Annotated in this window: 10 protein-coding genes; 8 read left to right on the top strand and 2 right to left on the bottom strand. The window is 57.7% G+C overall.

Annotated elements, in window-relative coordinates; all coding sequences use genetic code 11:
* The first annotated feature begins 2 nt into the window (after positions 1 to 2).
* The 8 genes from nuoG to nuoN all read left to right on the top strand — a co-directional run bounded on the left by nuoG (position 3) and on the right by nuoN (position 10,028).
* Complete coding sequence (nuoG, locus tag ABR39_RS08730) at positions 3 to 2,726, top strand: NADH-quinone oxidoreductase subunit NuoG (RefSeq protein WP_047346616.1); 2,724 nt, start codon at positions 3 to 5, stop codon at positions 2,724 to 2,726.
* Positions 2,723 to 3,700 carry an NADH-quinone oxidoreductase subunit NuoH gene (gene nuoH, locus ABR39_RS08725; RefSeq protein WP_047346615.1) on the top strand — a complete coding sequence of 326 codons (978 nt, stop codon included), beginning with the start codon at positions 2,723 to 2,725 and terminating at the stop codon, positions 3,698 to 3,700. The genes nuoG and nuoH overlap by 4 nt, the downstream gene beginning before the upstream one ends.
* Before the next feature lie 13 nt (positions 3,701 to 3,713).
* The gene (gene nuoI, locus ABR39_RS08720) at positions 3,714 to 4,256 is read left to right on the top strand and encodes an NADH-quinone oxidoreductase subunit NuoI (RefSeq protein ID WP_003861491.1); all 543 of its coding nucleotides are present in this window, start codon (positions 3,714 to 3,716) and stop codon (positions 4,254 to 4,256) included.
* 10 nt (positions 4,257 to 4,266) lie between these two features.
* A complete protein-coding gene (nuoJ, locus tag ABR39_RS08715; protein WP_047346614.1) occupies positions 4,267 to 4,821 on the top strand; it encodes an NADH-quinone oxidoreductase subunit J in 555 nt (184 codons plus the stop codon).
* Positions 4,818 to 5,120 carry an NADH-quinone oxidoreductase subunit NuoK gene (gene nuoK, locus ABR39_RS08710; RefSeq protein WP_003861496.1) on the top strand — a complete coding sequence of 101 codons (303 nt, stop codon included), beginning with the start codon at positions 4,818 to 4,820 and terminating at the stop codon, positions 5,118 to 5,120. The genes nuoJ and nuoK overlap by 4 nt, the downstream gene beginning before the upstream one ends.
* Entirely contained in the window at positions 5,117 to 6,958 is a 1,842-nt protein-coding gene (gene nuoL / locus ABR39_RS08705; protein WP_032659160.1) for an NADH-quinone oxidoreductase subunit L, read from the top strand. The genes nuoK and nuoL overlap by 4 nt, the downstream gene beginning before the upstream one ends.
* 76 nt (positions 6,959 to 7,034) lie before the next feature.
* Complete coding sequence (gene nuoM / locus ABR39_RS08700) at positions 7,035 to 8,564, top strand: NADH-quinone oxidoreductase subunit M (RefSeq protein ID WP_023312532.1); 1,530 nt, start codon at positions 7,035 to 7,037, stop codon at positions 8,562 to 8,564.
* A gap of 6 nt (positions 8,565 to 8,570) precedes the next feature.
* Positions 8,571 to 10,028: an NADH-quinone oxidoreductase subunit NuoN gene (gene nuoN / locus ABR39_RS08695; protein WP_029740937.1), complete on the top strand. Its 1,458-nt coding sequence runs from the start codon at positions 8,571 to 8,573 to the stop codon at positions 10,026 to 10,028.
* 94 nt (positions 10,029 to 10,122) lie between these two features.
* On the opposite strand, the gene ABR39_RS08690 is transcribed toward nuoN, so the two are convergent.
* Positions 10,123 to 11,127 carry a chemotaxis protein gene (locus ABR39_RS08690; protein ID WP_032643418.1) on the bottom strand — a complete coding sequence of 335 codons (1,005 nt, stop codon included), beginning with the start codon at positions 11,125 to 11,127 and terminating at the stop codon, positions 10,123 to 10,125.
* A gap of 64 nt (positions 11,128 to 11,191) precedes the next feature.
* Positions 11,192 to 12,109, bottom strand: coding sequence for a ribonuclease BN (gene rbn / locus ABR39_RS08685; protein WP_047346613.1), 918 nt, complete (start codon positions 12,107 to 12,109; stop codon positions 11,192 to 11,194).
* Between the last annotated feature and the right edge of the window lie 64 nt (positions 12,110 to 12,173).

Raw genomic sequence — 12,173 nt, 5'->3', positions numbered from 1 at the left:
TAATGGCTACGATTCATGTAGACGGCAAAGAATATGAGGTCAACGGGGCGGACAACCTGCTGGAAGCTTGTCTGTCGCTCGGCCTTGATATTCCGTATTTTTGCTGGCATCCGGCGCTGGGCAGCGTCGGTGCTTGCCGCCAGTGTGCGGTGAAGCAATATCAAAACGCGGAAGACACGCGTGGTCGCCTGGTGATGTCCTGTATGACGCCAGCCACCGAAGGCACTTTTATTTCGATTGATGACGAAGAAGCGAAACAGTTCCGCGAAAGCGTTGTGGAATGGTTGATGACCAACCACCCGCACGACTGTCCGGTCTGCGAAGAGGGCGGTAACTGCCACCTTCAGGATATGACCGTGATGACCGGCCACAGCTTCCGTCGCTATCGCTTTACCAAGCGTACCCACCGTAACCAGGACCTGGGGCCGTTCATCTCTCACGAAATGAACCGCTGCATCGCCTGCTACCGCTGCGTGCGTTACTACAAAGATTACGCGGACGGCCAGGATCTGGGCGTCTATGGCGCACACGATAACGTCTACTTCGGTCGTCCGGAAGACGGGGTGCTTGAGAGCGAATTCTCCGGTAACCTGGTGGAAATCTGCCCGACCGGCGTATTCACCGATAAAACCCACTCCGAGCGCTACAACCGTAAGTGGGACATGCAGTTTGCGCCAAGCATCTGCCAGCAGTGTTCCCTCGGCTGTAACACCAGCCCGGGCGAGCGCTACGGCGAACTGCGCCGTATCGAAAACCGTTATAACGGTACCGTTAACCACTACTTCCTTTGCGACCGCGGTCGTTTCGGCTATGGCTATGTGAACCTGAAAGACCGTCCGCGTCAGCCGGTTCAGCGCCGTGGCGACGACTTCATTACCCTGAACGCTGAACAGGCGATGCAGGGCGCGGCAGACATTCTGCGCCAGTCGAAGAAAGTGATCGGTATCGGCTCCCCGCGCGCAAGCATCGAAAGCAACTTCGCGCTGCGCGAGCTGGTTGGCGCGGAAAACTTCTATACCGGTATCGCCCAGGGCGAGCAGAAACGTCTGCAGCTGGTACTGAAAGTGCTGCGCGAAGGCGGAATCCATACCCCTGCGCTGCGCGAAATTGAATCCTATGATGCGGTTCTGGTGCTGGGTGAAGACCTGACGCAGACCGGCGCACGCGCGGCTCTGGCGGTTCGTCAGGCGGTGAAGGGGAAAGCACGTGAAATGGCAGCCGCGCAGAAAGTGGCTGACTGGCAGATTGCGGCAATCCTTAACATCGGCCAGCGCGCTAAGCATCCTCTGTTTGTGACTAACGTCGACAACACCCGTCTGGACGATATCGCGGCGTGGACCTACTGCGCACCGGTTGAAGATCAGGCGCGTCTCGGCTTTGCGATTGCCCACGCGCTGGACAACAGCGCGCCGGCGGTTGAACTGGATCGTGACCTGCAAAACAAGGTCGATGTGATTGTTCAGGCGCTGGCAGGGGCGAAGAAACCGCTGATTATTTCCGGGACTAACGCCGGAAGCGCGGAGATCATTCAGGCGGCAGCCAACGTTGCCAAAGCCCTGAAAGGCCGCGGTGCCGACGTCGGCGTGACCATGATTGCCCGTGCGGTGAACAGCATTGGTCTGGGCATGATTGGCGGCGGCTCGCTGGAAGCAGCGTTAAGCGAACTGGAATCTGGTGCCGCTGACGCCGTTGTGGTGCTGGAAAACGACCTGCATCGCCATGCTTCTGCCGCACGTGTAGACGCCGCGCTCTCCAAAGCGCCGCTGGTGATGGTTATCGATCATCAGCGCACCGCGATTATGGATAAAGCGCACCTGGTGCTCTCTGCGGCAAGCTTCGCAGAAAGCGACGGTACCGTTATCAACAACGAAGGCCGCGCGCAGCGTTTCTTCCAGGTTTACGACCCGGCTTACTACGACAGCAACACCGTGATGCTTGAAAGCTGGCGCTGGCTGCACTCCCTGCACAGCACCGTGCAGAGCCGTGAAGTGGACTGGACGCAGCTCGACCACGTTATCGACGCGGTTGTCGAGAAACTGCCTCAGCTGGCAGGCATTAAAGATGCCGCGCCTGAAGCAAGCTTCCGCATTCGCGGCCAGAAACTGGCGCGTGAACCGCACCGTTACAGCGGTCGTACCGCAATGCGCGCCAATATCAGCGTGCACGAACCTCGCCAGCCGCAGGATAAAGACACCATGTTCGCCTTCTCAATGGAAGGGAACAACCAGCCGTCTGCTCCGCGTTCACAGATCCCATTCGCATGGGCTCCGGGCTGGAACTCCCCGCAGGCATGGAACAAGTTCCAGGCTGAAGTGGGTGGTTCACTGCGCCACGGCGACCCGGGCGTACGTCTGATTGAAGCCTCTGAAACCGGTCTGGACTTCTTCACGACCGTTCCGGAGAGTTTCCAGGCGCAGGAAGGTAACTGGCGTATTGCGCCGTACTACCATCTGTTCGGTAGCGACGAGCTGTCCCAGCGTTCACCGGTCTTCCAGACCCGCATGCCGCAGCCGTACATCAAGCTCAACCCGGCGGATGCCGCGAAGCTTGGCGTTAACGCTGGCGCAAACATTGCCTTTAGCTATGACGGCCAGACAATCAGCCTGCCGCTGATTATCTCCGAAGGTCTGACAGCAGGGCAGGTGGGTCTGCCGATGGGTATGCCTGGCATCGCGCCGGTACTGGCGGGTGCGCGTCTTGATAACCTGCAGGAGGCAAAAGCATGAGTTGGTTAACGCCGGATCTTATCGACATCCTGCTGAGCATTCTGAAAGCGGTTGTGATTCTGCTGGTGGTGGTCACCTGCGGCGCGTTCATGAGCTTTGGTGAACGTCGTCTGCTCGGTCTGTTCCAGAACCGTTACGGACCGAACCGCGTGGGCTGGGGTGGTTCACTCCAGCTGGTTGCGGACATGATCAAGATGTTCTTTAAAGAGGACTGGATCCCGCGCTTCTCTGACCGCGTGATCTTTACTCTGGCTCCGATGATCGCCTTCACCTCGCTGCTGCTGGCGTTTGCTATCGTTCCCGTCAGCCCGACCTGGGTTGTGGCTGACCTGAACATCGGCATTCTGTTCTTCCTGATGATGGCAGGCCTCGCGGTGTACGCGGTGCTGTTCGCAGGCTGGTCCAGTAACAACAAATACTCGCTGCTGGGTGCGATGCGTGCTTCCGCGCAGACGCTGAGCTATGAAGTGTTCCTGGGTCTTTCCCTGATGGGCGTGGTGGCGCAGGCCGGTTCATTCAACATGACCGACATCGTCAACAACCAGGCCGACATCTGGAACGTTATCCCGCAGTTCTTTGGGTTTATTACCTTTGCTATCGCGGGCGTGGCCGTGTGTCACCGTCACCCGTTTGACCAGCCAGAAGCCGAACAGGAACTGGCCGACGGTTACCACATTGAATATTCCGGTATGAAATTCGGTCTGTTCTTCGTGGGCGAGTACATCGGTATCGTCACCATTTCCGCGTTGATGGTAACGCTGTTCTTTGGTGGCTGGCATGGCCCGTTCTTACCGCCGTTCATCTGGTTCGCGCTGAAAACCGCGTTCTTCATGATGATGTTCATTTTGATTCGCGCAGCGTTACCGCGTCCACGTTATGACCAGGTAATGTCCTTCGGCTGGAAAGTGTGCCTGCCGCTGACGCTCGTCAACTTGTTGGTAACGGCGGCTGTCATTCTCTGGCAGCAGCCATAAGGGGCTATAGACCATGACCTTAAAAGAATTACTGGTAGGCTTCGGTACCCAGGTACGCAGTATCTGGATGATCGGCCTGCACGCGTTTGCCAAACGCGAAACCCGGATGTACCCGGAAGAGCCGGTATATCTGCCGCCGCGCTACCGTGGCCGTATCGTGCTGACGCGCGACCCGGACGGTTCCGAGCGCTGCGTTGCCTGTAACCTGTGTGCGGTAGCGTGTCCGGTAGGCTGTATCTCTCTGCAGAAAGCAGAGACGGTAGACGGCCGCTGGTACCCTGAGTTCTTCCGCATCAACTTCTCACGCTGCATCTTCTGCGGCCTGTGCGAAGAAGCGTGCCCAACCACGGCGATTCAGCTGACTCCAGACTTTGAGCTGGGTGAGTACAAGCGTCAGGACCTGGTGTACGAGAAAGAGGATCTGCTGATTTCCGGTCCGGGCAAATACCCGGAATATAACTTCTACCGGATGGCGGGTATGGCAATCGACGGCAAAGATAAGGGCGAAGCAGAGAACGAAGCTAAGCCTATCGACGTCAAGAGCCTGTTACCGTAAGGAGAGGGCAATGGAATTCGCTTTTTATATCTGTGGCCTTATCGCCATCCTGGCTACGCTGCGAGTGATTACGCACACCAATCCGGTGCATGCGCTGCTGTACTTAATCATCTCGCTGCTGGCCATTTCCGGGGTGTTCTTTGCGCTGGGCGCGCACTTCGCCGGTGCGCTGGAAATCATCGTCTACGCCGGGGCCATTATGGTGCTGTTCGTGTTCGTGGTGATGATGCTGAACCTGGGCGGCTCTGAAATTGAGCAGGAACGTCAGTGGTTAAAACCGCAGGTGTGGATTGGCCCGGCAATCTTGTCGGCCATCATGCTGGTGGTGATCGTTTACGCCATCCTGGGTGTTAACGATCAGGGCATCGACGGAACGCCAATCAGTGCTAAAGAGGTCGGTATCACGCTCTTTGGCCCATACGTTCTGGCGGTTGAACTGGCCTCAATGCTGCTGCTGGCAGGTCTGGTTGTTGCTTTCCACGTTGGCCGCGAAGAGCGCGCTGGCGAGGTGCTGAGCAACCGCACTGACGACCGCGCGAAAAGAAAAACGGAGGAGCGCGCATGATCCCCTTAACACATGGACTGATCCTCGCTGCGATTTTATTCGTTCTGGGTTTGACCGGTCTGGTTATCCGCCGCAATCTGCTGTTTATGCTGATCGGCCTGGAAATCATGATTAACGCCTCCGCGCTGGCCTTCGTGGTCGCCGGAAGTTACTGGGGCCAGACCGATGGTCAGGTGATGTATATTCTCGCCATCAGCCTCGCGGCTGCCGAAGCGAGTATTGGCCTGGCGCTGTTACTGCAGCTCCATCGTCGCCGCCAGAACCTGAACATCGATTCAGTAAGTGAGTTGCGTGGATGAACATGCTTGCCTTAACCATTATTTTTCCGCTGATTGGCTTCGTGCTGCTGGCGTTTTCTCGCGGCCGCTGGTCTGAGAATCTGTCTGCGACCGTGGGCATTGGCTCAATCGGTCTGGCTGCGCTGGTGACGGCGTATGCGGGTATCGACTTCTTTAACAACGGACGTCAGCCATTCAGCGTTCCGCTGTGGACCTGGATGTCGGTCGGTGATTTCAACATCGGTTTCAACCTGGTGCTGGATGGTCTCTCGCTGACCATGCTCTCCGTGGTCACCGGCGTCGGCTTCCTGATCCACATGTTCGCTTCCTGGTACATGCGCGGTGAAGAGGGTTACTCCCGCTTCTTCGCCTACACCAACCTGTTTATCGCCAGCATGGTGGTTCTGGTCCTGGCCGATAACCTGCTGCTGATGTATCTGGGCTGGGAAGGCGTGGGTCTGTGTTCCTACCTGCTGATCGGGTTCTACTATACCGATCCGAAGAATGGCGCGGCGGCCATGAAAGCGTTCGTCGTAACCCGCGTGGGTGACGTCTTCCTCGCCTTCGCGCTGTTCATTCTTTACAACGAACTGGGCACGCTGAACTTCCGCGAAATGGTGGAACTGGCGCCAGCGCACTTCGCCGCAGGCAACAACATGCTGTGGTGGGCAACGCTGATGCTGCTGGGTGGTGCCGTGGGTAAATCCGCGCAGCTGCCGTTGCAGACATGGCTGGCCGACGCGATGGCGGGTCCAACCCCTGTTTCCGCGCTGATCCACGCCGCGACCATGGTAACCGCAGGCGTCTACCTGATCGCGCGTACCCATGGCCTGTTCCTGATGACTCCGGAAATTCTGCATCTGGTGGGTATCGTCGGTGCGGTTACGCTGGTGCTGGCAGGCTTTGCCGCGCTGGTGCAGACCGACATCAAGCGCGTTCTCGCGTATTCCACCATGAGCCAGATTGGTTACATGTTCCTCGCGCTGGGCGTTCAGGCGTGGGACGCAGCCATTTTCCACCTGATGACGCACGCGTTCTTTAAAGCGCTGCTGTTCCTCTCATCCGGTTCCGTGATTCTGGCCTGCCATCACGAGCAGAACATCTTCAAGATGGGCGGACTGCGTAAGTCCATTCCGCTGGTTTATATCTGCTTCCTGGTCGGCGGCGCGGCGCTGGCGGCACTGCCGCTGATTACCGCGGGCTTCTTCAGTAAGGACGAAATCCTTGCGGGTGCCATGGCGAATGGTCATATCAATCTGATGGTTGCGGGTCTGGTCGGTGCATTCATGACCTCCCTGTATACCTTCCGTATGATTTTCATCGTATTCCACGGTAAAGAACAAATTCACGCTCACGCAGGGAAGGGGATTACCCACCACCTGCCGCTGATTGTGCTGCTGGTACTGTCCACCTTCGTTGGCGCGATGATTGTGCCACCGCTGCAGGGCGTACTGCCAGACACCACCGAGCTTGAGCACGGTCGCGTTCTGACGCTTGAAATCACCTCCGGCGTGGTCGCTATCGCGGGCATCCTGATCGCTGCATGGCTGTGGCTGGGCAAACGTACGCTGGTGACTGCCGTTGCCAACAGTGCGCCAGGCCGTCTGCTGGGCACCTGGTGGTACAACGCGTGGGGCTTCGACTGGCTGTACGACATGATCTTCGTTAAGCCGTTCCTGGGCATTGCGTGGCTGCTGAAGCGCGACCCACTGAACAGCCTGATGAATATCCCGGCGATCCTCTCCCGCTTTGCAGGTAAAGGCCTGCTGTACAGCGAGAACGGTTATCTGCGCTGGTATGTGGCGTCCATGAGCATCGGTGCGGTTGTCGTGCTGGCGCTGCTGATGGTGTTGCGTTGATCGTTAAGTGAATTTTATTCGAATTCGTTGAAAATCAGGCCCCTGCTGGGGGCCTTAAAAAGGAATGTAAATCGCCATGTTACTACCCTGGCTAATATTAATTCCCTTCATCGGCGGCTTCCTGTGCTGGCAGACTGAACGCTTTGGCGTGAAGATGCCGCGCTGGATCGCGCTGATCACCATGGGATTGACGCTCGCGCTTGGTCTGCAACTCTGGTTGCAGGGTGGCTACTCTCTGACCCAGTCTGCGGGCATTCCGCAGTGGCAGTCTGAGTTTATCCTGCCGTGGATCCCTCGTTTCGGCATTACGATCCACCTGGCGATTGACGGTCTGTCGCTGCTGATGGTGGTGCTGACCGGTCTGCTCGGCGTTCTGGCGGTACTTTGCTCCTGGCGTGAAATTGAAAAATACCAGGGCTTCTTCCACCTGAACCTGATGTGGATCCTGGGCGGCGTTATCGGCGTGTTCCTTGCCATCGACATGTTCCTGTTCTTCTTCTTCTGGGAGATGATGCTGGTGCCGATGTACTTCCTGATCGCGCTGTGGGGCCATAAGGCGTCCGACGGTAAAACGCGTATCACGGCGGCAACTAAGTTCTTCATCTATACCCAGGCGAGCGGTCTGGTGATGCTGATTGCCATCCTGGCGCTGGTGTTTGTTCATCACAATGCGACCGGCACCTGGACCTTCAACTACGAAGACCTGCTGAAGACCCCGATGTCGCACGGCGTTGAATATCTGCTGATGCTGGGCTTCTTCATCGCGTTCGCGGTGAAAATGCCGGTGGTTCCTCTGCACGGCTGGCTGCCAGACGCGCACTCTCAGGCGCCAACAGCGGGTTCCGTTGACCTGGCGGGCATCTTGCTGAAAACGGCGGCCTACGGTCTGCTGCGTTTCGCACTGCCGCTGTTCCCGAATGCCTCCGCTGAGTTCGCACCGATTGCCATGTGGCTGGGTGTGATCGGTATCTTCTACGGTGCCTGGATGGCCTTCACGCAGTACGACATCAAGCGTCTGATTGCGTATACCTCTGTTTCCCACATGGGCTTCGTGCTGATTGCTATCTACACCGGCAGCCAGCTGGCGTACCAGGGCGCGGTGATCCAGATGATTGCGCACGGTCTGTCCGCAGCCGGCCTCTTCATCCTGTGCGGCCAGCTGTACGAACGTCTGCATACCCGCGACATGCGTATGATGGGCGGCCTGTGGAGCAAAATTAAATGGCTGCCAGCGCTGTCCATGTTCTTCGCGGTTGCCACCCTGGGGATGCCGGGCACCGGTAACTTCGTCGGCGAATTTATGATTCTGTTCGGCAGCTTCAAAGTGGTGCCGGTGATTACCGTGATCTCCACCTTTGGTCTGGTGTTCGCTTCCGTGTACTCGCTGGCGATGCTGCACCGCGCTTACTTCGGTAAAGCGAAGAGCGAAATTGCTGCACAAGAACTGCCGGGGATGTCGCTGCGTGAGCTGTTCATCATCCTGCTGCTGGTCGTACTGCTGGTGCTGTTGGGCTTCTTCCCGCAGCCGATTCTGGATACCTCGCACAGCGCGATGGGTAACATCCAGCAGTGGTTTGTTAATTCTGCTTCTACTACAAGGCCGTAATTCGCCATGACAATAACTCCACAACAACTGATCGCGCTGCTACCGCTGCTGATCGTCGGATTGACGGTGGTGGTTGTGATGCTCTCCATTGCGTGGCGACGCAATCACTTCCTGAATGCCACGCTGTCGGTCATCGGCCTGAACGCCGCGTTAGTCTCCCTCTGGTTTGTTGGCCAGGGGGGGGCGATGGACGTCACCCCGCTGATGCGCGTTGACGGTTACGCCATGCTGTATACCGGTCTGGTTCTGCTGGCGAGCCTGGCAACCTGTACCTTTGCGTATCCGTGGCTAGAAGGCTACAACGACAATAAAGAAGAGTTTTACCTGCTGGTCCTGATTGCCGCGCTGGGCGGCATTCTGCTGGCGAACGCGAACCACCTGGCTGCACTGTTCCTCGGCATTGAGCTGATCTCTCTGCCGCTGTTCGGTCTGATTGGCTACGCCTTCCGTCAGAAGCGCTCTCTGGAAGCAAGCATCAAGTACACCATCCTGTCTGCGGCGGCGTCCTCGTTCCTGCTGTTTGGTATTGCGCTGCTGTACGCACAGTCCGGTAATCTCTCCTTCATGGCGCTCGGCAAGAGCCTCGGCGACGGCATGCTGCATGAGCCGCTGCTGCTGGCGGGTCTGGGCATGATGATTGTTGGCCTTGGCTTCAAACTCTCTCTGGTTCCGTTCCACCTGTGGACGCCAGACGTATACCAGGGCGCTCCGGCCCCGGTGTCGACCTTCCTGGCGACGGCGAGCAAAATCGCTATCTTCGGAGTGGTCATGCGTCTGTTCCTGTACGCACCGGTGGGTGACAGCGAAGCGGTTCGCGTGGTGCTGGGCATCATCGCGTTCGTCTCCATCATCTTCGGTAACCTGATGGCGCTGAGCCAGACCAACATCAAACGTCTGCTGGGCTACTCGTCTATCTCTCATCTGGGCTACCTTATGGTGGCGCTGATTGCGCTGCAGAGCGGTGAGATGTCGATGGAAGCCGTAGGCGTGTATCTGGCCGGTTACCTGTTCAGCAGCCTCGGCGCGTTCGGCGTGGTGAGCCTGATGTCCAGCCCGTACCGTGGTCCGGATGCCGATTCACTGTTCTCCTACCGTGGTCTGTTCTGGCATCGTCCAATTCTGTCCGCGGTGATGACGGTGATGATGCTCTCTCTGGCGGGTATCCCGATGACGCTGGGCTTCATCGGTAAATTCTACGTTCTGGCCGTCGGTGTGCAGGCGCACCTGTGGTGGCTGACTGCGGGCGTGGTTATCGGCTCCGCGATTGGTCTGTACTACTACCTGCGTGTGGCAGTGAGCCTGTACCTGAGTGCACCTCAGCAGCTCAACCGTGATGCCCCTACCAACTGGCAGTACAGCGCCGGTGGTATTGTGGTGCTCATCTCCGCGCTGCTGGTGCTGATCTTCGGTATCTATCCGCAGCCGCTGATTGATATCGTGCAGCGAGCGATGCCATTAATGTAAAAGCAAAAAACCCGCCTCGGCGGGTTTTTTTTTAAGGTTTTCGCCCTCTCTCTGTGGGAGAGGGACGGGGTGAGGGCACCAGCCCGCACCAGACTTAAGCCAGCTGCTTCCTGCTTATAAGCGGCCCGTCAATCTTCTTCATCGAGCGGTCCAGCACTTCCTCAATCACCGACGACAGCTCGTTCAGCTCAAACTTCGCCACGTAACCGTCCGCTTTCACCTTACGAATATGATCTTCGTTGGCGTTGCCGGAAAGGGAAGAGTGGATCACCACCGGAATGTCTTTCAGGAATGGGTCGGTTTTGATTTTGCGCGTCAGCGTAAAGCCGTCCATCTCCGGCATTTCGAGGTCGGTCAGCACCAGAGCGATCTTATCGGTGATCGGCACCCCTTCAGCCTGCGCCTGTGCTGCCAGCACGCCAATTTTCTCCCACGCCTCTTTACCGGTGATATGCAGCTGCGCCGGGATCTCCATCGCCTGCAGGCCTTTCTCCAGCATCGAACGCGCCACTTTGGAATCTTCCGCGACGATGGCGACAGCGCCTGGCTTAATATGGAATTTGGTGGTCTTCAGGTTTGTGGCGTGCAGATCGTGATTGGCCGGGGTGATGTCATACAGGATCTGCTCAACGTCCAGCACCATTGCCAGATCGTTGGTATCGGTTTTCTCGTCCAGGCAGGCGATGCTGGTGATATAGCGGCCGCTAACGGCGGTTTCCGCCGCGTGCACCTGCTTCCAGTCCAGACGCATGATGTTCTCAACCGATTCCACGGCAAACGCCTGCACGCTGCGGGCATATTCGGTGATCAGCAGAATGTTCAGCCCGGTGGTGGGCTTACAGCCCGCTACGGCGGCCAGATCGATCACCGGAATCACCTGATCGCGAATATTCACCATTCCCATCAGCGGTGATTTCATCCCTGCGGGTTTCGTGAACTCCGGCATCGGCACAATTTCACGCAGCTTAAAGACGTTAATGCCAAACAGCTCGGATTTGTTTTCGTTAAGAGAGGTGCCCAGACGGAACAGCAACAGTTCAAAACGGTTCGACAGGGTCAGATTCGCCCTGTCATCAATATCTTTCTGGAAATTATCCATTCTACCCTCGAGAGAAATGCTGACCTTTTAATCGTTATCGGCATCCTGAGAGAAAAATGAAGGACTAAACGCTGACCTGAGCGAAATCTTCGGCCAGCTCACATTCCGGGAACAGCGCGCGGCACTCCGCCAGCAGGCTTGCGCATCCCCGCGCGTCGTAGCGCGAGCTGACGTGGGTGACGATGAGCCTCCCGACGCCCGCGTCACGGGCAAGCTGCGCCGCCTGACGCGTGGAGCTATGGCCCCGGCTGTTGGCTTTCTCTTCCATTGCCGCTTCAAGCGTGGCTTCATGCACCATCACGTCCACGCCCTGAGCCAGCGTGAGCGCCGCCGGGCACGGGGCCGTGTCGCCAAAAATCGCCAGTTTTTTGCCGGGCTGCGGTGCGGCGAGATAATCCTGGCCGTTAATAACGCGTCCGTCCTCCAGCGTGACGGTCTCTCCGTGCTTCAGGCGCTGGAACAGCGGCCCGGGCTTAACGCCGTCGGCCATTAGCGCGGCGGCATCCAGCGCGCCGGGTTTGTCATGCGCCTCAATGCGGTAGCCATAGCATTCCACTGGATGATTGAGCGGTTGGGCGGTGACGATATAATCCCCGTCATCGAAAACCAGACCGTCGCTAATCTCAACGATCTCCAGCGGATAATCCGTCCACGAGCCGCTCAGGCGCAGCGTGGTTTCAACAAATTCACGCACACCCGCAGGCCCGTAAATCGTCAGCGGGTTGGCATTACCGGCCATTGAGCGGCTGCACAGCAGGCCGGGCAGGCCAAAGAGATGGTCGCCATGCAGGTGAGTGATAAAGATTTTATCCAGCTTGCCCGGGTGATAAGCGGTATGTAACAGCTGATGCTGCGTCCCTTCACCACAGTCAAACAGCCACAGCCCGCCGCGGGTTGGGTGTTTAAGATCCAGCAGAATCGCCGTCACATTTCGTGAGCGGGTTGGCACGCCAGCGGACGTACCCAGAAAAATCAGTTCCATAACGCAATCAGCCCTTTGCCGAACGGGGAGGGGTTTAGTATAACGTGATGAACCCCAGGAAGGA

This window comes from Enterobacter genomosp. O (genome assembly GCF_001022965.1).
Classification (GTDB): Bacteria; Pseudomonadota; Gammaproteobacteria; order Enterobacterales; family Enterobacteriaceae; genus Enterobacter; species Enterobacter cloacae_L.
Note: the sequence above shows the minus strand (reverse complement) of the source record. Positions and strands in the feature narration are given on the sequence as shown.

Excerpts from the sequence above, each read along its gene's own strand:
- nuoG (WP_047346616.1), top strand. The coding sequence starts at position 3 with ATGGCTACGATTCATGTAGACGGCAAAGAATATGAGGTCAACGGGGCG.
- nuoH (WP_047346615.1), top strand. The coding sequence starts at position 2,723 with ATGAGTTGGTTAACGCCGGATCTTATCGACATCCTGCTGAGCATTCTG.
- nuoI (WP_003861491.1), top strand. The coding sequence starts at position 3,714 with ATGACCTTAAAAGAATTACTGGTAGGCTTCGGTACCCAGGTACGCAGT.
- nuoJ (WP_047346614.1), top strand. The coding sequence starts at position 4,267 with ATGGAATTCGCTTTTTATATCTGTGGCCTTATCGCCATCCTGGCTACG.
- nuoK (WP_003861496.1), top strand. The coding sequence starts at position 4,818 with ATGATCCCCTTAACACATGGACTGATCCTCGCTGCGATTTTATTCGTT.
- nuoL (WP_032659160.1), top strand. The coding sequence starts at position 5,117 with ATGAACATGCTTGCCTTAACCATTATTTTTCCGCTGATTGGCTTCGTG.
- nuoM (WP_023312532.1), top strand. The coding sequence starts at position 7,035 with ATGTTACTACCCTGGCTAATATTAATTCCCTTCATCGGCGGCTTCCTG.
- nuoN (WP_029740937.1), top strand. The coding sequence starts at position 8,571 with ATGACAATAACTCCACAACAACTGATCGCGCTGCTACCGCTGCTGATC.
- ABR39_RS08690 (WP_032643418.1), bottom strand. The coding sequence starts at position 11,127 with ATGGATAATTTCCAGAAAGATATTGATGACAGGGCGAATCTGACCCTG.
- rbn (WP_047346613.1), bottom strand. The coding sequence starts at position 12,109 with ATGGAACTGATTTTTCTGGGTACGTCCGCTGGCGTGCCAACCCGCTCA.